Source organism: Caballeronia choica, from assembly GCF_001544535.1.
Lineage (GTDB): Bacteria > Pseudomonadota > Gammaproteobacteria > Burkholderiales > Burkholderiaceae > Caballeronia > Caballeronia choica.
Map to the genome: position 1 here is coordinate 1 of NZ_FCON02000142.1, position 19,740 is coordinate 19,740.

Consider the following 19,740-nt stretch of genomic DNA (forward strand, 5'->3'; position numbering starts at 1 on the left):
CGCCGATGCCGTTGATCTCGCCGATGCCCGGCTTCGCGGCGAGCGGCACCGAATTCAGATAGCGCACCACGATCTGCCTGCGCGCGGGCATCGTCTGCGGTCCGTCGAGGTAGGCCCGCACTGACGCCGACGCGATCTGACGCAGCTTTTCGGGCGGCGTCGCGGTGCGGCCGTCCGACGAGTGGCGGAATTTCTCGATCTGGGTGGCGAGCGTGCTGCCGCCGGGGCTAGGCTGATGCCTGTCGATCGCGCGCAAACCCTGATCGAATAGTGCACGGCTGAAGCGGCCCCAGTCGATGGCCGGATTGCGGTTCGATTGGGTCGGGTCCAGCAGGTTGCGGTCCTCGATGAAAAGCAACGCGTTCACGACGAGCGGCGGAATCGCTTCGAAGCTCGTGTAGACAAGGCCTGGATAGCGTGCGCTGAAAAGCGGTGCGCCCCGGGCGTCGAGGAGAACGAGACCCGCCTGGTCCTTTTCCTCATACGGCAGGAAGAGGCCGCGGTCCGCGAGCGACGCCATCACGGCGGAATTGCGCGCCTGCGCGGTGACGGCGAAACCGCGTGCGATCAGGCGTTGCTCGAAAGAAGGCAGTTGCGCGTAGCCAAGCCGCAGATCATAAGGGCCGTTCGCGGGATACCGGATGCTGTTGCTCGGGCCGTCGCCGAGGGTGAAGGCAACGTCGCGGCCGAGTTCGGACAGGTAGCGCGCCTGTCGCTGCGACGTCTCGATTTCGTTCTGCACCATGCGGGCCGCGACCGCGCACACGAGCACGAAAAACGCAGCAAACAAACCCCAACCCCATCGCCGAAGGGACGTCAGATTGATCGCACGAGGGAAAAATCGAACTGGTGGCCGATTCATGGCGGCGTCTTCCCATGGGATGCCGAACTGCCTGAAGTCACCCGTCGATAGTCTAGCGCCAAAAGGGGACAGCCCGCCGTGACTTACCCGGTATGTTGCATTGCGCCGACATCATCGATCAAATTGGCGATCGCCGCATGAAGGTCAAACGGCGATTGGGCCACGCTCCTGCGTTCGAGACCACGGCGCAGCCTTGCGCCGCACTCAAACCGAAGCGACTCCCACCGCCTATGACCGAACGCACGCAACCGACCGACTGGACCGTGATGGTGGCATTCCAAGATGTGAAAGACGATTTCACGCCCGTACGCTCTTCGCAGCGTCCTGCGAAGGTGGTTTCCATCGAATCAGCAATGAAAGGTGACCGCCTAACGACCGAAAGGCGCTTGCCCGACGACTTCCCGAAGGTTCCAGGTTTCTTGCTAGCTGGAAAGGCAAGGTCGCGAGTGTTGTCGGCAAGTCCACGTTCATCCGGTGCTGGCACATCGTCTCCGACGGCGCTGTCTTTGCAGACCTTGGCATCGGCTGCTTCAGGCGGCCTGAAGCCAGCAAAACCGTCCAGCGCCTGCTTACGCGGCTCGCCGATCTGGAACTCGCCGTCATGAGCGCTTTTTACGGTTCTATGCCGCCGGGCAAGCACGGGCGGATTCCATGGAAGGTCGAGGCGGGCTTCTGGCCTTTAACTCAGGTGCGGTACCGCAATCCTATGCGACGGCCACGACCTGTGGATTTTGTGATGCTGGTGGACTGTTCAATATCGTCCCGAATCTGGCCATGTCAATGAACTCTTGCAAGCAGAGCTCAATTCGACAAAGCCGATGTGCAGGAAAGCGAACCACACGCGGCCAACGAATCCAGAAAGGCAATAGTGGGCGAAATCGCTTCCACATGTCGCGCGATCCACTATGCTATTTAGCAGGGTAGCCGCGGACCGGAAGAGGCACATACGGACAGCAGGAGAAGTTCATGACCTTGACCATTAAAACGTATGGTCGCGCGACCAGGGCGATGTGGATAACAGCGGTGCTGCTGACGGCCGCGCCTCTTGCCCATTCCGCCACCGGACAGAAAGCAGCGACGGCGACCGCAAATGTCGCGGCCGAAACGCCCTCGCAAGCCGAGGCCCGTGCGATTCTCATGAAAATGGCGAATTTCCTCGCCAGCGCGCAGAAATTCAGTGTCAGCCTGCGCGGCGGCTACGATACCGTGCAAGCATCCGGACAGAAAATCGAGTTTGGCGAATCCCGTACGATTACCGTGAGTCGGCCTGATCGCCTGCGCGTGGAAGGCGAACGTAGCGATGGAGCAAAAACGCTCGTTATCCTCACCGGCAAGGAAATCGTCCTGGTCGACCTCACCAGCAAGGTGTATGCAACGACGCCACAACCAGGCCCGATCGACGACAGCGTCGTGTATTTCGTCAGGGATCTCGGCATGCGCCTCCCGCTCGCAGCGCTGTTCTTGAGCCGGCTACCTTCGGAGCTGCAAGACCGGGTCCGGTCAGTCGACTACGTCGAAAAGACGACCATCTCCGGTGTTCCTTCTCATCATCTCGCGGCGCGGGGTGACACGGTGGATTACCAGGTGTGGGTCGCTGATGGCGACAAACCTCTGCCGCAGCGGATCGTCCTGACATACAAGAAGGCAGTCGGCCAACCCCAATACTGGGCACAGTTCATGGACTGGAATCTCGAGCCCAAGATCGACGACGCGACCTTCTCCGGACGCGTGCCTGACGGCCTGCAAAAAATCGCGTTCGCCGCGCAGCTTCCGCACAAGCCAACAGCGCCGGCGTCCGCGCGTAAGGGAGCAAAATGATGAACGCAGTATCGCGAGATCGTGCAATCACGGCACTGGTCGCCGTCATGCTCGCGTGTGGGCTGACGGGCCAGGCGAATGCAAGAGGCGAAAGGGCCGGCGGGGGTGGTGGCGCACGAGGGGGCGGTGCCGAGGGTGGCTATTCTCGCGGCGGTGCTGCGTCGGCTGGAGGACTTTCGTCCAGCGGCGGTACGGCAGCGCAAAGCGGTGCACGTACGGGTGCAACTTCAAGCGCAAATCAAAGCGCACGCCAGAGTTCCAGGAGTGCGACGCAAGCGAACTCCAGTCAGAATCAGGCCAACCGCCAGCAGAGCACGGCTGAGAATCAGGCCAACCGCCAGTCGACCTCGACCCAGAACCAGGCCCAGCGTCAGACCACGTCGACTCAGAACCAGAGTAACCGTCAATCCAGCGCAAAGGAAATGCAGAACACGCGTGCTTCGACAGTTTCCAACGTGCAGAACAACTACGACGACTGTCACAACTGTTCCAACTCGGACTGGGACGGCGGGTCTGCGGCGGCCGGATTCGTGGCGGGCGCGGTTGTGATGGGTGCAGCGGCTGCGGCAACAGCGCCGCACGCGGTGCCCGTCGCAGCGCCCGCACCGGTCGCACCGCCGTGCAACGTAGCTCCGGTCGCGGTTGGCGAGGTCGCTTACTATCGGTGCGGATCGACATGGTATGCGGCCGGTTACGCGAGCAGCGGCGTGGTGTACACGCCGGTTCCTGCGCCGCCCGGATATTAGGGCTCCGGTGCAAGTAGAAATTTGGCCGTAAGCGCTTCGGTTGGTCTTCACGGATTCGATTGCATGAGACGGTGCGTAACGATATGCGGCACAACATGCACGGCTGAACGCCTGTTGAAAACGCTTGATTCGGTGGCTGCTTGCCTTACCCGCTCGATGTGATCCTGATGTGCGTGCGCTGGTATGGGGTCCACCCATTGAGCCTGCGAATTCGGACAACGGATGGCTGAGCGCGGGGACCGTCGATCATTCATCTGTGCATCGCGCCAGGCCATCACACATTGGGCTGGCCAGACGCGAAAGACTGACTACAATGGGAGTGCAGGAAAACCTGCAAGGGCGGTCTATTCAGTTTTGTTCAGTACTGTGACGTTTCGATTCCTTCATTGGAGGCATGCGCATGACGTGCCTGAGCGAAAGGATTGTCGGCGCAATATTTTTCATGCTGAGCGGATATGCGTTCGCGGAAGGCCTCGTCATCGAGTCGCCCGAAGCGATGACGGTTGCGAACATCGCGCCTCTGCCCATGGAAGTCTTGCCACCCATTCCAGAACCACAACGCTATGCGCAGCGTTATGAAATGGAATCTCAGCCGAATCAGGGGAAGCCGTTTTACGCTCAAATCGAGGCGTTCTATAGTGCACAGGTAACACGAGACATTCGCTTCGGCGCCGGGAAAGCCGCGCCATCGCCTGAGCCAGTGCTGCAGCATGCTTCGGATTTCCTGGCGCCTGGTCTGTCGACGGCCCCGCAAGTCTCGATCGTCCAGTTGCCGAACACAACTTTAGCGCTCGGTGCGCAGCCGCAACGAAGGCTGTCGCTTACAGTCGATCACTGGGTCTTTTCTGCCACGGCGCGTGTCCCGGTTCTCCATTCGCATGATACAGGCGCGACGGTTTCAGTTCGGCACGGCTTTTAGTGCGAGGTCTACGGTTGACTCGATGCCCGTGGCGTCAGACTGTGATCGAGTGATCGTGTCGCTTGCCGGTGTCCGCATCGAACTGACCGGCCCACATGCCGAGCGCATCGTGCGCTTCGTGCCGGTAAGCCCGGGTGCCGTGGGACCAACTCGAGAACCTGCCGCACCGGAATGCCCAGTTGCAACGCGCACGCTTCGGCGTTGGTTCGAGCAGTTGGCGAGCCAGCCGGAATTGTTCGATGCCACCTCACTTCCCCCTGACGCGCCAAAATTCCGGTTGAGGACCACGCCCCAGCGTGCAGCGCGACCTAATACGCTGCACCGACAGAGCGCGCACCCGACACATTTCTTGCCTGTCACGATCCAGTTCAAGCATTATGGCGAGACAAGCGATGAAAGACCGACACACGTGCGAGCGGAATTAAACGATGAGCCGCAGGAAACAGACGATGCCAACGGACGAGAAGGCGGAGGCCACGCGGCGGCGCGGTGCGCCGCCCGTCAAGATCAAGGCCCACTCATGTACGGCGCGATAGCCCGGCCTCCCGCACGACGGTCCCGCAGGTCCAGCCTCAACCGACTTGCGGCGCTCTGGCGTCTCGGCAAGGCGTTCATCCGCGAGAGTCACTTCACCGATGAGAGCGCCTCCATGTCGCGGGTCGCGCGCTTCCTTGCAACGCACGGCGCGCACACTTCGAAGCTTGCCGGAGGCGTTCCCGCGTTGTCGCTGCTGCCGCACGCGATGAGCGCGGCGGCCGGCGTGCTCGACAAGCATCCCGTGCTGGCGGAGACCGCTGTGCGTGTCGCGCTCGCGGAAACGGACGCGCTCTTCATACCCCACGATTCGACCGCGTTCGCCGCGGCGTTGAACACCGCGCTTCCGGGCATGGCAAAGAACGCAGTCACCGAATTGAGCCGCGAGCCAGTCCGCCTGGGCCTCGCCGAGCAAACCCACGAGGCGCGCATAGGTGACCGACGGGTTCGCATCACGCTGCTGCGCCCAGATACGCGGTCGGAGTTGGCGGAAGACCTCGACATCGCCCTCGGTGCAGCGCGCTTCGCGGAAAAGCGCTCGGCCAAGGCGCGGGATTTGCACCTCGCCGACTGGCTGGAGCGCGCGTCGGAGGGCGTGAACGCAATGCTCGATTTACGTCAGCGCGCAGCGGACCAGAGCTATTTGCGGTTCCGCTTGTCCGGCGACAAGCGCATCGTCGTTCCGGAAGTTCTCTGGGACTATTGCAGCGACTCCGTGCTGACCACCGGCGCGGTGCAGACCGTCGCGCTATCGGATCGGGACGCGCTGGTCGCTCACGGACTGAACAGAACCGACCTCGTGGCAACGCTGATCGAAGCGTTCCTCGAGATGGCGTTGAGGCTCGGCTTGTACCACGCGGGCCTCGACGCGGCCGGCGCGCGAGTCAGCGTAGAGCGCGCGACATTCGGCAAGATCGTGCTCGAAGCCGACACGCCGGCGATGCTGTTCGCCGAGCACGAGCGCGAGTTTCTCGTGAACGTGTCGTCCGCGCTGCTCCGCGCCGACCATAAGGCGGCGACGCGCGAGCACGTCAGGCATGGCGTGCCGAGCAACCACGCGCCGCATGACGAAAACGACGTGGAAGCGACGTATCGGCGCGAAGCGGAGCGGTTCTCGTCGGCGGACGGACGACGCCAGGCGGGCATCGCGGATTTTTTCGCCGCCATCGGCAAGGCGCCCGCCGTGCACATGGTCACGCCGACGCATGGGCGACTCGCATCGCGTGCCATGCTTCTGTCGCGATCAGCGGAAGCCATCGAGGACGCCGCGCAGCGCATCGCGCCTGAAGTCGACTTATGGAAAGTCGCGCACGAGGTGATCTTGCGCGTGGCGGCCGACGAGACCAGTTGCCGGGGTCTGTCGGCCCGGCTGGGCCGCGAGGCTGCGCAGTGGTCGAAGACGTTGCCGCGCCTGCCCGCGCTTATCGCGAAGGCCGCCGCCTCGCGACAGCGTAGCCGCACGAGCAAAGTTGTCTGAACTGGTTGATGGGGCAGGCGCCGGACGCGATCCGAAGCGACGACCGGGCGATTGCGATCCGGCCACGACTGGGATCGGGCTCGCGCGCAATCGCGTTGCGTGAGGCCGTGACGCTCATCACCTCGTTGGCAGACTGGGGCGTGATGAACGACCTTTCGGCAAGCTGTGCATTCAACGCCCGCGCGCGCATCGAGAACGGAAAGCGCGAGAATCCACACAGAGCTGATATCGAGCATGTCCGATTCCAATAAAAGCCTGCCGGCGCGCCTGAGCCTTCTCAAAGGCATTCTCCCGGTCAGCCGGGCAGCGCTATTGCGCGATGCGCTCGCCGGCCTGTCGCTCGCATCGATGGACATTCCTCAGGTGCTCGGTTATGCACGCATCGCCGGCATGCCCACCGTGACGGGGCTGTACACCGCCGTCCTGCCGCTGGTCGGGTTTGCGCTGTTCGGCGCCTCGCGTCATCTGGTGGTGGCGGCGGACTCGGCAACCGCCACCATCTTCGCCAGCCGGCTTTCGACGATGGCGCTGATGGGCAGCGCCGAATATGTCGCGCTGGCGGGCATGGTCGCGCTCCTGACCGCGGCGCTTCTGCTGCTTGCGCGCATCTTCAGGCTTGGTTTTCTCGCCGACTTTCTCTCGCGTACAGTGCTGGTCGGTTTCCTGGCAGGCGTGGGCGTGCAGGTATCGATTGCCATGCTCGGCGACATGTTCGGCATGTCGGTGCCCTTCCCTTCGTCGCGGAGTCTCGCGCAACTGGCGTACGTCGCCGGGCATCTTGCGCACGTGAACCCGCCGACGCTGGCGCTTACGGTGCTGGTGGTGGGTGCCATCCTCGGCCTCAAGCGGCTTCTACCGCGTGTGCCGATGGCACTGGTGGCCGTCGTGGGCAGCATTGTCGCGAGCAAGGCGTTCGACTTCGCCTCTCACGGCATTTCAGTGCTTGGGCCAATCAGCGGGGGCTTGCCGCCGCTGCGCTTCCCGGCCGCCACCTGGCAACAGTTTCTCGATCTCGTGCCCGTGGCGGCATCGTGTTTCGTGATGATCATCGCGCAAAGCGCCGCGGCGGCGCGGGTGTACGCGCAGAAGTATCACGAAGAAGTCGACACCAATGCCGACATCCTCGGACTGGCCGCCGCGAACGCGGCTGCGGCGTTCACCGGTACATTCGTGGTGAACGGCAGCCCGACGCAGACCGCCATGGCCGAACGCGCCGGCACGCGCAGCCAGGTCGGCCAGCTCTCGTTCGCTGCGGTAGTCGTCGTGGTGCTGCTGTTTCTGAGCCCCCTGCTGCAGTACCTGCCGCATTGCGTGCTGGCGGGCATCGTGTTTACGATCGCACTCGGGCTGATCAACGTGCAAAGCCTGAAAGCGATTCGCAGCGAAAGCCCCGGTGAATTCACGCTGGCTCTCGTAACGGCCGCTGCCGTCGTCATGGTGGGTGTCGAGCACGGCATCTTGCTCGCGGTGGCATTGTCGCTGATGCGACACGTGCGGCATAGCTACCATCCGCATACCATGGTGCTGGAGCCCGTCGCTCCCGCGGGAAGATGGCAGGCCGTGCCCGCAAGACCCGGAACCATGACGGCGCCGGGTCTCATCGTGTACCGTTTTGGCTCGGATCTGTTCTTCGCCAACGACCACTTCTTCACGTTGGAAGTCACCCAACTCATCGACTCCGCCTCCGATCCGTTGCGTTGGTTCATTGTCGATGCGGGAGCGATCACCGATCTGGACTATTCCGCCGCCCGCACCTTGAGCGATCTGATTCAGAACCTGCATGAGCGCAAAATCGCGGTGATTTTTGGACGAGTGAACGGCTATCTGCGCTCGGATATGGACCGGCACGGTGTCACGCTGATCATCGGCGCGTCGAACATTTTCGGAACGCTGCACGAGGCCCTGGTGGCCGCAGGTGTGAATCCGGCTGGGCACGAACCTGGTGTGTTGTGAGCGTAATGCGGCAACGGCCATTGCGGGTCTGGGCATCGTCCATGCGCTCGCTGACTTGCTCGTTGTCCGTTCTTTGCCCGGACCAGATCTCATCATCCGAGAGGGTCGTCTCGACAATCGCATCGCCGGTCTCGCTGGCTTTTGCCTGCGCGGTCGCGTAAGAGCGGCTTTGCGGGGACATGCGCGCGTAGGGTTCTGTGTCAGCTATCCGAAGGTACGTGATAATGTCGGTGAGGTTGCTACAGCCCGTCCATCCATGAGGTGATCCAGATCATGCAGATGCCATACGCAGTCCATTGCGGCACATCGAGGGCGTGCAGGAAGTGAGCGTCGACCTCATCCATTTTTCGCCGGGCCATGCCTTTTGCGGCGGACTGTTGATCGGGCTTGCTGCGGCGATCCTTGTGCTGGGGAACGGGCGCATCGCCGGCATCAGCGGCATCACCGGTGGCCTGTTGACCGCACCTGCGAATGACAGGGCGTGGCGCATCGCGTTCATCGCCGGCCTGATGGCGGCGCCGTGGGTCTATAGGCTGCTCGCTCCGTTACCCGGCGTCTCGATCGATGCTTCCGCTCTTGCCATCGTGATCGCGGGGCTGCTGGTCGGCGTGGGGACACGCTATGCATCGGGTTGTACCAGCGGTCACGGCGTCTGCGGCATCTCGCGCGGGTCGGTGCGCTCGGTCGTGGCCACGTTTGCTTTCATGACGGCTGGCTTCGTGACCGTTCTCGTCACCCGGCACATCCTGGGAATATGACGTGTTGATCGCCAATGCGCTCCTCGCAGGCCTGATATTCGGTATCGGGCTGATCATCTCCGACATGGCGAACCCCGCCAAGGTGTTGGGATTTCTCGACCTTTCCGGCAATTGGGACCCCTCGCTCGCATTTGTGATGGTCGGGGCGATTCTGGTCGGAACCATGGCGTTCGCGCTCGCTCGCCGGCGCCAGCGCAGTATGCTTGGCGCTCCGATCCAACTGCCAGAATCGAAGCATGTCGATCGGCGATTGATCGCGGGAAGCCTTGTGTTCGGCACCGGCTGGGGGTTGGCGGGCTTTTGTCCCGGACCGGCACTTGTCGTTGCGGGGAGCGGTCAGCCGGACGCGTGGCTGTTTGTCGCGTCGATGCTGATCGGCATGGGGATCTTCAGCATGCTTGAGAGACGGCCGCTCAAGCGCGAGTGAGGCCCGCTGGCGCTTGGGGTGGGGGTGGGGTTGGGGTTGGGTTGGGGTTGGTTTTGTTTACACCGTTTGATGCGCTGAGGCTTCTGTGGAACTTCTATTCATTTCGGTTTATTTGCTCTGCCCCTGTCCGGGGCGGGACTCACTTTCTTTGCTGCTGCAAAGAAAGTAAGCAAAGAAAGCAGCTTTCCAACGCCAATCCTTGCCATGCGCCGCCAGACCGTTATGTCTGAGTGGTCCAACCGGGGGAGTGTCGTTAGCGGGGTTTTAGCGTTGTTGGCATGTAGAAAAGGCGCGCACGTCGCACCGCGACACGGAGTGGATCAGCAGTCATTCATCCGGCCTCGCGCTTCGCGCTCACCCGTCAGGCAAAACCGAAACCCGAAACCCGAAACCCGAAACCCATCGCTATATCACCATCCTACGTGCGTGCTTGCTGCATGCTTCAATTCACCGCTAGCAGACCTGTCGTCGGGCACGAAGTGCCAGGACGGATGTATGACTGCTGATCCACTCCCGGTAGTGGTATGACGCGCGCGCCTTTTCTACATGCCAACAACGAAGAAACCCCGCTAACGACACTCCCCCGGTTGGACCACTCCGAACGAACGGTCTAGCGGCGCATGGCAAGGATTGGCGGTGGGAAGCTGCTTTCTTTGCTTACTTTCTTTGCAGCAGCAAAGAAAGTGAGTCCCGCCCCGGACAGGGGCAGAGCAAATAAACCAAAAACAAAACAAGTTCCATAGAAGCACAAAAACATCAAACGGCGTAAACACCACACCCCCAAGCGCCAGCGCCAGCCCGCCCCCATCACCGACGTGAAGAAAGACGCCGCACGACCGACACCATCCGATCCACCTCATCGCGAGTGTTATAGAACGCGAGCGAAGGACGCACCGTAGACTCGACACCAAAGCGGCGCAGAATCGGTTGCGCACAATGATGGCCCGAACGCACGGCGATGCCCTCCTCGTTCAACGCCCGCCCGACCTCTTCCGTCTCGTAACCCTTCAGCACGAACGACAGGACGCTCGCCTTGTCCTTGGCCGTGCCGATCAGCCGCACGCCCGGCACTGGTTGCAAGACGCTCGTCGCATAGGCGAGCAATTCGTGCTCATACCGCCCGATGTTCTCGATGCCCAGTCGCGTCACGTAATCGATCGCCGCGCCAAGCCCGACCGCATCGGCTATATTGCCCGTCCCCGCTTCGAAGCGGCCTGGCGGCGGCTGGAACACGGTGCGCTCGAACGTCACGTCGCTGATCATGTTGCCGCCACCCTCCCACGGCGGCATGTCCTCGAGCACCTCACGCTTGCCGTACACCGCGCCGATGCCGGTCGGCCCGAACAGCTTGTGACCCGAGAACACGAAGAAGTCGGCGTCAATCTGCTGCACGTCCACCCGCATGTGCGACACCGACTGCGCGCCGTCCACCAATGCACGCGCCCCGGCCCGATGCGCCATCGCGACGATCTCCTGCACCGGCACGACCGTGCCCAAGGCATTCGAGACCTGCGTCACCGCGACGATTTTCGTGCGGCTGCTGAGCAGCTTCTGATATTCGTCGAGCCGCACCTGACCCGAATCGTCGACCGGAATGACGCGCAGCTTCGCACCCGTTTGCGACGCGAGTTGCTGCCACGGCACGATGTTCGCGTGATGCTCGAGGTGCGACACGATGATCTCGTCGCCCTCGCCGACGTTTTGCACCCCCCAGGACTTGGCGACCAGGTTGATGCCTTCGGTCGTGCCGCGCACGAAGATGATCTCGTCGGTCGACCCGGCGCCGATGAAGCGGCGGACAGTATCCCTGGCGCCCTCGTAGGCGTCCGTTGCCCGGCCTGCGATCGCATGCGCCGCACGGTGGATGTTGGAATTTTCGTGCGCGTAGAAATACGCGAGCCGGTCGATGACCGATTGCGGCTTTTGTGTCGTGGCGGCATTGTCGAACCAGACGAGTTGTCGGCCGTTCACCCGCTCCTGAAGAATCGGGAAGTCGCGACGGACGGCGTTGACGTCGAACGGCGGATGAGCCGAGCTTGCATGACTTGCCGGGTTTGCCTGGGGTGTCTGCCCGCCATGACGAGACGCTCGTTCCTCGTCGACGAAGTAGAACGAGCCTGCACGGTCAACCCCGGTCAAGCCCGGTGCAACGCGTTCGCTCGATGCCAGCGCGCGCAGTTCGTCGTCCCCGGGAAGGCCGAACGATTCCGCGGTGACCCGATCTTGTCCCGACAGCGGACTTTCGCGACGTGCATCGGGCCCGGCTTCAGCGTCACGCAGAAAGTAATAAGGCGAACTCGCCGCGGGCCGCGCAGCATGCGGGCTCTCGGGCACGCCGAGCGCGGCGCCGCCGAAACGCGGCTCCATGGCAGGCGCGATGGTCGATACCGTATCGGGCACGCCGTCGTGGGCGACCGCATGCGGCGCGAGCGCAGGCACGCGATTGCCAAGCGAGAGGACGTGGGTCGGCGAGGACGGCAGCAAGTTGGCGCCGGGCGCCTTGCCTTGCGGAAGCGCGAGACCCGGCACGCCAGTGCCGGTGCCTCCGGGGCCGGCGAGCGGCGAGCCGGGCGGCGCGGGATTGCTCAGAGAACCCAGCACGGGCGCTGCGATCGGAAGCCCCGCCGACAAGGACTCGCCTGCCCCGCTACCGATACTCGCGGCGGCGGGCGTCGCGCTTCCCGGCAACGCGGAGAAGAACTCGGTGGCAAGACGCGCGAGCGTCGCGACGTCCGGCAAGCCCGTGGGCGCATCAGCCTGCGGCAATACGGGCGGCGGCGTGTGGCTCAACGGGTTACTTGTAGGTGTCGGAATAGTCATGGTACTTCGCGATCTCCACGTCATCCAGAACCGCCAGTGCGTCGGGCGAATGCACAGCGAGCGAGCAGTACAGCGAGATCAGATACGAAGCGATCGCGTGATTGTTGATGCCCATGAAGCGCACCGACAACCCCGGCCCCTGTTCGCCGGCTACGCCCGGCTGAAACAGGCCGACCACGCCCTGACGCTTGTCGCCGACGCGCAAAAGCAGGATCTTGGTCTTGCCGTCCGCGACGGGCACCTTATCCGACGGGATCAGCGGAATGCCGCGCCACGTGATGAACTGCGAGCCGAACAGGCTGACCGTCGGCGGCGGCACGCCGCGCCGCGTGCACTCGCGACCGAACGCGGCGATCGCAAGCGGATGAGTCAGGAAGAATGCCGGCTCTTTCCAGACCCGCGTAAGCAACTCGTCGAGGTCGTCGGGCGTGGGCGCGCCGGTCAGGGGAAAGACGCGCTGTTCATCCGCGACGTTGGCAAGCAGACCGTAATCGGGATTGTTGATGAGCTGGCTTTCCTGAAGCTCCTTGATCGTCTCGATCGTCAGGCGCAACTGTTCCTTGATCTGGTCGTGCGGACTGCTGTAGAGGTCCGAGACGCGCGTCTGAACATCCAGCACCGTGCTCACCGCATTCAGGAAATACTCGCGCGGCTGCTCGTCGTAAGGGACGAAAGTCCGCGGAAGCATGCTCTCATCTTCGCGCTGCGTACACGCCGCGTGCACCGCTTCAGGATTCTTGACCTGGTTCAGCCGATAGATACCCGCCTCGACCGGCACCCACTGAAGCAGATGGGTGAGCCAGCGCGGCGTGATCGTCGAGAGTTGGGGGACCGTCTTGGTTGCATTGGCTAGTTGCCGCGCTGCGTTATCGCCGAGCGCGGTCTGTCCGCCGACTGTTGCCGTCATTTGAAGCTCCGGGGTCTATAGATGAAAAACGGGAATGCTTATGACAGGCTGGGATTATCGAGACGACATTTTTGCACTTCAACATGCTATAGGCGTCACCCCTCGATTTTCAGCGCCGAGTCGACGGTCGGCGGCGCCGTACCGTTGCGTGGCGATTTCAGAAGGCTTTCCATCGAAACGTCCAGCGCGCGAGCCAGCTTGTCGACCGTCACGATCGACGCGATGGACGTGCCGCGCTCGATCTCGCCGATGTATGAGCGATTCAGTCCGGCGCGCTCGGCGAGTTGCTCCTGCGACCAGCCGCGCGCTTCCCGCAACTGCCTGACAGTCGCACCAAAGTGCCGCACGAGCGCGCTCATGACGCGACGTTCTCGGGCTGCGGTGCGGATGCGCGAGTTGCGACATCCCCGCTTTGCGACACCGCCTGCGTGACGTAGCTGCCGGGCGCGACATCGTGGGTCAGCCAGACGTTGCCGCCGATCACGGCGCCCCGGCCGAGCGTGACGCGCCCGAGGATCGTGGCCCCGGCATAGATGACGACGTCGTCCTCGACGATCGGATGACGGGCAAGCCCCTTCTCGAGATGTCCTTCCGCGTCCTGCGGAAAGCGCTTTGCCCCTAGCGTCACCGCCTGATAGAGCCGCACCCTGTCGCCGATGATCGTGGTCTCGCCGATCACCACGCCCGTGCCGTGATCGATGAAGAAGCCCGCCCCGATCTGCGCGCCCGGATGGATGTCGATCCCGGTTTTCGCGTGAGCGAGTTCAGCCGCGATCCGCGCGAGCAGCGGCAGTTTCAGCCGATACAACTCGTGCGCGAGGCGATGGTGAATCATGACGAGAACGCCGGGATAGCAAAGCAGCACTTCATCGACACTGCCGGCCGCCGGGTCGCCGTGAAAAGCCGCCAGGACATCGCTGTCGAGCAGCCGGCGAATCCGCGGCAAGGTCTCGGCGAACGCTCGCACGGCGGCGCTCGCCTGTCGCTCGATCGCCTCGTCGTCGCGAGGCAGATGCCGCGCCTTGTATTGAAGTTCGAGCCGCGCCTGCGCGAGCAAGCCGTGAAGCGCGGAATCGAGTGCGTGGCCGACGTAGTAGTTCTCGCTTTCCTGTCGCAGGTCGGGCGGCCCGAGCCGCATCGGAAAAAGCACGCCCTTGAGGGTGCCGAGTATCCCGGCAAGCGCCTCGCGCGCGGGAAGCTCGCGCCCGCCCGGTTCGAGCGAGCGTTTCTGTACTTCGCGCCATTGCTGGCGGACCGTCTGAAGCGATTGGACGATGTCGTCGATGTCGAATACAGCCACAGTCGGAGTCCTCTAGAGAAGGTGTCGCGGCTAGTATCGCGGCGCTAGTCCTGAACCCAGGGCAGTCCGTGGAAGCGCCATCCGTTGTGAGTGCCGCGCCGTTGCTCGACGTCCAGTTCACCCTCGAAACCTTCGAGGACATTGAACGCATTGGCGAAGCCTGCTTTCGTCGCAGCCTCGGCCGCGTGCGCCGAGCGATTGCCGCTGCGGCATAGCAGCAGCACCACGGCGTCCTTGCCCGTCTTCGCTTCCAGTTCGCGCACGAAGCGCGGATTGCGCGTGAGGCTGGTGCCGGTCGCCCATGCAACGTGAATGCTTTCGGGCACATGACCCACGAACTTGCGCTCCTCGATCGAACGCACGTCGACCAGGACAGCGTCGCCTGAGCGCACGAGTGCCCAGGCGTCGGCGGGCGTTACGCCCCCGGCGTAGGGCAACTGAGCTGCAAGGGCCGACGCGCGCGCGGATTCCAGCACTGGATGAACGATCCGTTCCTGTACTTCGTCTGTCATATCGTCTCCGTTTTGTTTGATCGCAAAATCGGTGACGTCGACAGTCGTCTAGCGAAACGCTACCGTCTATAGCCACCAGGACCCACTATGCGAGAGACGGGGGCAAAGCGGAACGAAGAAAAACTCATTTCTAAAGAAGCACTTTGCCTGATGGGTGATCGGTGCAGCCGGGCCGTATGTGGCAAGTGCGGATTGGAAAGCACGAGAAGCTCGCTCCCAACCCCGTGGCGATCGACATTCAATTCAATGCAGTCGCCGCAGCCGCACCGACGGGTGAGCCTTCGATCGCGACCGAAGCGCGTCCGTCCGGCCCGACTGGCACATCCCCGACGAGCGTCGTGCGATAAAGCTGCCGGTCGAAGTCGAGATCGAAGATATCGGACGGTGCCAGATGCGCGGTCGAGCGGTTATCCCAGAACGCGACGCTGCCCGCCTCCCATTTGAACCGCACGGTGAATTCCGGCCGCGTCACGTGCTCCCACAGCAATTCGAGCAGCGCCTGGCTCTCGCGCGGCGTCACGTCGGCGATGGTCTTGAGGAAGCCGGGGCTGACATACAACGCACGCTCGCCGGTCTCGGGGTGCACGCGCACGAGCGGATGCTCGGCAACGAGCGCGCGTTCCTCGACGGCCTGCGCGAACGCGTCCGTGCCGCGCGCGCCGGCCGGCGGCGCGAACCGGTGCACGCCGCGCAAGCCATCGACGAAGCGCCGCAGCGGCGCCGACAGTTTTTCATACGCGATCACGAGGTTGGTCCACTGCGTGTCGCCGCCATAGGGCGGGATGGTCACGCCGCGCAGGATCGATGCGAACGGCGGATTCACGGCGGCGGTGACATCGGTATGCCAGCCGGTCCAGGGACGCAGCAGCGCCTGTCCGTCGAAGCGGGTCGCCTTGCGGAACTTGGAGATCGAATAGATCTGTGGGTGTCCCTCGACGTGCCCGAACACCGGATGGCCGACGGTCAATTCCCCGAACTGCGCCGAGAACGCGACGTGTTGTTCGTGACTCAGAAACTGCTCGCGAAAGAAAATGACGCGCCACTTGAGCAGCGCCGCGCGAATCGCGCCGACTTGTTGCGCGCTCAACGGCCGCGTGAGATCGACTCCGCCGATCTCGGCGCCGATATGCGCGGAGAGTGGGCTGACTTGAATCGCTTCTTCGTTGGATAGGACGGCTGCGTTCACTGTGGGTCTCCTTAAAATCCATTGCGCCTGAGCACCGGATCATCGTTGAAAAAACAGTCGCGCCACGACCTCGGCTCGTGACGAATCACGCTTGGCTTGTGCGGGAAAGTGCTGCCTAGAAAGGCGCGTCGCCTTCGATGGTCGTGCGATTCAGCCGGCGGCGCTCGTCGTCGGGCGTGCCGGCGGCGAGGTGCATCAGCGAGCGGTTGTCCCAGAACACGAGGTCGTGCTCGCGCCATCGATGCCGGTAGATGAACTGTGGCTGCACGCTGTGAGCGAAGAGCTCCGCGAGCAGTGCGCGGCTTTCGTCCTCGGGCAGATCGACGATGCGCGTCGTGAAGTGCTCGCTCACGAAGAGCGCCTTGCGTCCCGTCTCCGGGTGCGTGCGCACGATCGGGTGCACCACGGGCTTTACCTCCGCAACTTGCTCCGCCGACAGGTTCGGCCGCCACGGACTGCGCTTTTGCAACTCGGCATATCGCGCGAGATACGTGTGCTCGGCGCGGCGCCCTTCAACGGCGCTGCGCAAATGCGCGGGCAGTTCGTCCCATGCGAGATGCATGTTCGCGAAGAGCGTATCGCCGCCCACGCGCGGCAGTTCCTGCGCATGCAGCAGCGAACCGAGGCTCGGCTTCTCCTTGTACGAGAGGTCCGAGTGCCAGAAGTGGCCCGCGTCGCCGAGGCCGATCGGCTTGCCGTTCTCGACGATGTTCGATACCACGAGCACCTCGGGATGGCCGGCGAGCGCGAACTGATGCAACACGTGAATCTGCAGCGGACCAAAGCGCTTGCTGAACGCGATGTGCTGTTCGGGGGGGATCCGCTGGTCACGGAACACGAGCACATGGTGATCCAGGTGCGCGCGATGGATGCGTGCGAAATCGTTGGGTGAAAGCGGCTTCGAGAGATCGAGGCCGATCACTTCGGCGCCGAGCGGCGCATCGAACGGATGGATTTCAATGGTCTGATCAGACGATTCGGCAAGGTTTGTCACGACAGCGCTAACCAGCGGGAAAAGTGTTAAATGTACAAGCTGGTTCCCCGTGCCACAACGATGAAGATGCGAATCGCATATCTGCTTGAGTGATAACGCGTAGCGGGAGTCGGGGGTGTTTGATGCGCCGCGTGAGCCTGGCGACACGTACCGTGGGCATCATTGCCGCTGCCCTTTATGCTCGAACGGCTGTCCGCAATTGATGGCGGCTCTGTTATATTCATGTGAGATTTGCCTAACCCAGCGGGAGCGCGCTGTCATGAGCACCCAGCGGATCATGCGTATCACCAGACAGCTCGCACTTGTGGCGTTCGCGGTGCTGGGCCTCTTGTTCGGCGCGTTGACATGGGCCGACGACAATGCCGCCGCGCTCAGGGACAAGTACGATACGCTTGCGCCGCAGCTCAAGTCGAATGTGTTCCATCGCCCGATCCATCTGGACTCGGAAGAAACGTCGGACACGTTGAAGGGCGATATCTACGCCGTCGTCGATTATCCGTTCGCAACCGTCGACAGCGCATTCAACGACCCGCAGCAAGGCCCTGCAAACTGGTGCGAAGTGCTGATCCTGCATCTGAACACGAAGTACTGTCATGCCACTTCAGGCAGCAACGGCGCGACCATCAGCATGAACGTCGGCAAGAAGACCGAACAGGAACTCGATGACACGTTCCGCGTGCAGTTCAGCTACCGTTCGGTAGCGAAAACGCCCGACTACTTCCAGGTCGTTCTGAGCGCAGCGAAGGGACCGCTCAGCACGAAGGACTATCGCATCGTGCTCGAAGCCGTCGATATCGGCAAAGGGCACACCTTCTTGCATCTCACGTATTCGTACGGATTCGGCATGGCAGGACGCGTCGCGATGAAGACCTATCTCGGGACCATCGGCAGCGCGAAAGTGGGCTTTACGAAGGCGTCGAACGGCGATTACATCGGCGGCGTGCGCGGCCTCGTCGAGCGCAATACGATGCGCTATTACCTCGCCATCGATGCCTATCTGGGTTCGCTTGCCATTCCTGCCGACAAACGCGTCGATCAACGCTTTGCGACATGGTTCGATGCGACAGAACAGTACTCGCGCCAGTTGCATGAGCTGGACCGGCAAGAGTATCTGCAGATGAAGAAGAACGAGTACCAGCGCCAACAAACGGCGCAATAGAAGAACGGCGCACGAGAACCGCGCTTATGCTGCGCCGCAACCTGTGTAAAGCCGATTCTAGCGTTTGATGATGACGGAGCGCGGTCTATCACCGATGCGCACGATGATCCTGCGCTCGGTCAATTGGTACACGCCGGAGCGATGCTGCAAAGTATTTTTTGCTGCCGCTGGCATGATCGACAATAATGGGTGGCAGTATGTCAGTGCTTGAACGCGATCAATAATCCATGGAGAACACATCATGCTCAAACGTCTGATATTGATGCTCACGGTCCTGCTGATGTTGCCGATTTCTGCTGCTCGGGCCGACGAATACACGGACACCCTCAACCTGTTCAAGAACGCGGGACAAAGCGGCAGTCTTCTGCATAGTGCCTATGGTTACGCTGTGTTTCCGAAGATTGGCAAGGGAGGGGTCGGTATAGGCGGTGCCCATGGGAAGGGTCGCGTCTATGAGAAAGGGAAACGTATCGGCGATACCTCGATGACTCAGCTCACCGTGGGCTTGCAACTTGGCGGCCAAGTGTACAGTGAACTCATCGTGTTCGAGGATGAACGAGCCCTCAAGGAATTCACCAATGGTAACTTTGAATTCGGCGCAGATGCCAACGCGATCGCGATCACTGCGGCGGCTGGCGCACAGGCAGGCACGACAGGCACGTCTACTAACGTAAGTGGCGGCCAGAAAGATGCCAAAACGAAAGGCGCCTATCGAAAAGGTGTGGCTGTGTTTACAGTGGCCAAGGGTGGGCTGATGTACGAGGCAAGCGTTGGCGGACAGAAGTTCTCTTACAAGCCTCATTGATTTTCGCCGAGTGTTGAGTGTCCGTCGAAGCGAAAGCATGAAAGGCTGCAACTGGCCGGCGGCTGACTTTGGGCGCCGGCCAAAGCAGCCCTTGCAACGCGAAAGTAGACGCGTTGATTCCGGTCTCGCATAGACCTGCAATCAACCCTTTTTAGCCTGTGCCAGCCACTGGTCCAGACTGACGCGGCCGATCCGCGCGTCGCCGAGCGGCACGAGCGACTGTTCCTCCACACGGCCACCGTAATACCGCGCATCTCGATCCGTCACCACCGGGCGCGTGTCGCCTACCGACTTCAGATAACGCGTGACGATCTCCGCGAAAGGCGCGCGGTCCGGGCCTGCGATGTCGACCGTCCCGTTCAGCGGCGCGGCGAGCGCGACCTGCGCGAGGATCGCTGCGACGTCGTCCGCGGCGATCGGCTGAAACAGGCCGTCGCCGATGTGCACCGTGCCGCCGTCCGTGCCGAAATCCGCGATATCGCCGATGAACTCCATGAACTGAGTCGCGCGCACGATCGTGTACGGCACGCCCGCCGCTTCGATCACCTCTTCCTGCGCAACCT

At 62.5% G+C, this 19,740-nt stretch carries 20 protein-coding genes and 1 pseudogene; 11 read left to right on the top strand and 10 right to left on the bottom strand.

From position 1 onward, the window contains the following. Together AWB68_RS35130 and AWB68_RS47270 are read right to left on the bottom strand one after the other, a co-directional pair. The coding region (locus AWB68_RS35130; RefSeq protein ID WP_200828883.1) for a transglycosylase domain-containing protein at nt 1–862 on the bottom strand (862 nt) is incomplete at its 3' end. Between the two features lie 118 nt (nt 863–980). Then, a complete protein-coding gene (locus AWB68_RS47270) occupies nt 981–1,502 on the bottom strand; it encodes a hypothetical protein (RefSeq protein WP_125483145.1) in 522 nt (173 codons plus the stop codon). 326 nt (nt 1,503–1,828) lie between these two features. Between AWB68_RS47270 and AWB68_RS35135 the strand changes: the two genes are divergently transcribed. The 9 genes and pseudogenes from AWB68_RS35135 (at nt 1,829) to AWB68_RS35170 (ending at nt 9,494) form a co-directional block, all read left to right on the top strand. After that, nucleotides 1,829–2,680: a DUF2092 domain-containing protein gene (locus tag AWB68_RS35135; RefSeq protein ID WP_235028664.1), complete on the top strand. Its 852-nt coding sequence runs from the start codon at nt 1,829–1,831 to the stop codon at nt 2,678–2,680. A gap of 422 nt (nt 2,681–3,102) precedes the next feature. Further along, nucleotides 3,103–3,426: a hypothetical protein gene (locus AWB68_RS35140; protein ID WP_087648865.1), complete on the top strand. Its 324-nt coding sequence runs from the start codon at nt 3,103–3,105 to the stop codon at nt 3,424–3,426. Nucleotides 3,427–3,566: 140 nt separating this feature from the next. Then, nucleotides 3,567–3,691, top strand: a pseudogene (locus AWB68_RS49055) (IS6 family transposase); the annotation flags it as partial. A 135-nt stretch (nt 3,692–3,826) separates the two neighbouring features. Further along, a complete protein-coding gene (locus AWB68_RS35145) occupies nt 3,827–4,345 on the top strand; it encodes a hypothetical protein (RefSeq protein ID WP_087648866.1) in 519 nt (172 codons plus the stop codon). Between the two features lie 649 nt (nt 4,346–4,994). Next, nucleotides 4,995–6,356 (top strand): AarF/UbiB family protein, encoded by a 1,362-nt coding sequence (locus AWB68_RS35150; protein ID WP_235028665.1) that lies wholly within the window; start codon nt 4,995–4,997, stop codon nt 6,354–6,356. 8 nt (nt 6,357–6,364) lie between these two features. Then, nucleotides 6,365–6,607 carry a hypothetical protein gene (locus tag AWB68_RS51640; protein ID WP_160110123.1) on the top strand — a complete coding sequence of 81 codons (243 nt, stop codon included), beginning with the start codon at nt 6,365–6,367 and terminating at the stop codon, nt 6,605–6,607. Then, a complete protein-coding gene (locus AWB68_RS35160) occupies nt 6,591–8,309 on the top strand; it encodes a SulP family inorganic anion transporter (RefSeq protein WP_087648868.1) in 1,719 nt (572 codons plus the stop codon). Before AWB68_RS51640 ends, AWB68_RS35160 begins: the two co-directional genes overlap by 17 nt. 323 nt (nt 8,310–8,632) lie before the next feature. Further along, nucleotides 8,633–9,067 (top strand): YeeE/YedE family protein, encoded by a 435-nt coding sequence (locus tag AWB68_RS35165; RefSeq protein WP_087648879.1) that lies wholly within the window; start codon nt 8,633–8,635, stop codon nt 9,065–9,067. A gap of 1 nt (nt 9,068) precedes the next feature. Then, nucleotides 9,069–9,494, top strand: a complete 426-nt coding sequence (locus tag AWB68_RS35170; RefSeq protein ID WP_087648869.1) for a YeeE/YedE family protein — start codon at nt 9,069–9,071, stop codon at nt 9,492–9,494. Between the two features lie 807 nt (nt 9,495–10,301). Here AWB68_RS35170 and AWB68_RS35175 read toward each other — a convergent pair. The 7 genes from AWB68_RS35175 to AWB68_RS35205 all read right to left on the bottom strand — a co-directional run bounded on the left by AWB68_RS35175 (nt 10,302) and on the right by AWB68_RS35205 (nt 17,213). Next, nucleotides 10,302–12,314 (bottom strand): family 2A encapsulin nanocompartment cargo protein cysteine desulfurase, encoded by a 2,013-nt coding sequence (locus AWB68_RS35175; protein ID WP_087648870.1) that lies wholly within the window; start codon nt 12,312–12,314, stop codon nt 10,302–10,304. After that, nucleotides 12,289–13,221 (bottom strand): family 2A encapsulin nanocompartment shell protein, encoded by a 933-nt coding sequence (locus tag AWB68_RS35180; RefSeq protein WP_087648871.1) that lies wholly within the window; start codon nt 13,219–13,221, stop codon nt 12,289–12,291. Before AWB68_RS35180 ends, AWB68_RS35175 begins: the two co-directional genes overlap by 26 nt. Before the next feature lie 95 nt (nt 13,222–13,316). Beyond that, complete coding sequence (locus AWB68_RS35185; RefSeq protein WP_087648872.1) at nt 13,317–13,580, bottom strand: helix-turn-helix domain-containing protein; 264 nt, start codon at nt 13,578–13,580, stop codon at nt 13,317–13,319. Then, on the bottom strand, nt 13,577–14,521 hold the full coding sequence (gene epsC / locus AWB68_RS35190) for a serine O-acetyltransferase EpsC (protein ID WP_087648873.1): 945 nt from the start codon (nt 14,519–14,521) through the stop codon (nt 13,577–13,579). Before epsC ends, AWB68_RS35185 begins: the two co-directional genes overlap by 4 nt. A gap of 44 nt (nt 14,522–14,565) precedes the next feature. After that, complete coding sequence (locus AWB68_RS35195; RefSeq protein WP_087648874.1) at nt 14,566–15,033, bottom strand: rhodanese-like domain-containing protein; 468 nt, start codon at nt 15,031–15,033, stop codon at nt 14,566–14,568. Nucleotides 15,034–15,271: 238 nt separating this feature from the next. Next, nucleotides 15,272–16,219: a TauD/TfdA dioxygenase family protein gene (locus AWB68_RS35200; RefSeq protein WP_087648875.1), complete on the bottom strand. Its 948-nt coding sequence runs from the start codon at nt 16,217–16,219 to the stop codon at nt 15,272–15,274. A gap of 115 nt (nt 16,220–16,334) precedes the next feature. Further along, nucleotides 16,335–17,213 carry a TauD/TfdA dioxygenase family protein gene (locus AWB68_RS35205; protein WP_235028666.1) on the bottom strand — a complete coding sequence of 293 codons (879 nt, stop codon included), beginning with the start codon at nt 17,211–17,213 and terminating at the stop codon, nt 16,335–16,337. A gap of 259 nt (nt 17,214–17,472) precedes the next feature. Between AWB68_RS35205 and AWB68_RS35210 the strand changes: the two genes are divergently transcribed. Together AWB68_RS35210 and AWB68_RS35215 are read left to right on the top strand one after the other, a co-directional pair. Continuing rightward, nucleotides 17,473–18,372: a hypothetical protein gene (locus AWB68_RS35210; RefSeq protein ID WP_087648876.1), complete on the top strand. Its 900-nt coding sequence runs from the start codon at nt 17,473–17,475 to the stop codon at nt 18,370–18,372. Between the two features lie 241 nt (nt 18,373–18,613). Further along, entirely contained in the window at nt 18,614–19,177 is a 564-nt protein-coding gene (locus tag AWB68_RS35215; RefSeq protein ID WP_087648877.1) for a YSC84-related protein, read from the top strand. A 141-nt stretch (nt 19,178–19,318) separates the two neighbouring features. Here AWB68_RS35215 and AWB68_RS35220 read toward each other — a convergent pair. Next, nucleotides 19,319–19,740 (bottom strand): Rossmann-fold NAD(P)-binding domain-containing protein (locus AWB68_RS35220; RefSeq protein WP_143281995.1); only part of this gene is annotated, 422 nt, incomplete at its 5' end.

Coding starts and splice junctions, on each gene's coding strand:
- AWB68_RS35135 (WP_235028664.1), top strand. CDS start 1,829: ATGACCTTGACCATTAAAACGTATGGTCGCGCGACCAGGGCGATGTGG.
- AWB68_RS35145 (WP_087648866.1), top strand. CDS start 3,827: ATGACGTGCCTGAGCGAAAGGATTGTCGGCGCAATATTTTTCATGCTG.
- AWB68_RS35140 (WP_087648865.1), top strand. CDS start 3,103: ATGCAGAACACGCGTGCTTCGACAGTTTCCAACGTGCAGAACAACTAC.
- AWB68_RS35215 (WP_087648877.1), top strand. CDS start 18,614: ATGCTCAAACGTCTGATATTGATGCTCACGGTCCTGCTGATGTTGCCG.
- AWB68_RS35180 (WP_087648871.1), bottom strand. CDS start 13,221: ATGACGGCAACAGTCGGCGGACAGACCGCGCTCGGCGATAACGCAGCG.
- AWB68_RS35150 (WP_235028665.1), top strand. CDS start 4,995: ATGTCGCGGGTCGCGCGCTTCCTTGCAACGCACGGCGCGCACACTTCG.
- AWB68_RS35195 (WP_087648874.1), bottom strand. CDS start 15,033: ATGACAGACGAAGTACAGGAACGGATCGTTCATCCAGTGCTGGAATCC.
- AWB68_RS51640 (WP_160110123.1), top strand. CDS start 6,365: ATGGGGCAGGCGCCGGACGCGATCCGAAGCGACGACCGGGCGATTGCG.
- AWB68_RS35160 (WP_087648868.1), top strand. CDS start 6,591: ATGTCCGATTCCAATAAAAGCCTGCCGGCGCGCCTGAGCCTTCTCAAA.
- AWB68_RS35185 (WP_087648872.1), bottom strand. CDS start 13,580: ATGAGCGCGCTCGTGCGGCACTTTGGTGCGACTGTCAGGCAGTTGCGG.
- AWB68_RS35175 (WP_087648870.1), bottom strand. CDS start 12,314: ATGACTATTCCGACACCTACAAGTAACCCGTTGAGCCACACGCCGCCG.
- AWB68_RS35210 (WP_087648876.1), top strand. CDS start 17,473: ATGAGCACCCAGCGGATCATGCGTATCACCAGACAGCTCGCACTTGTG.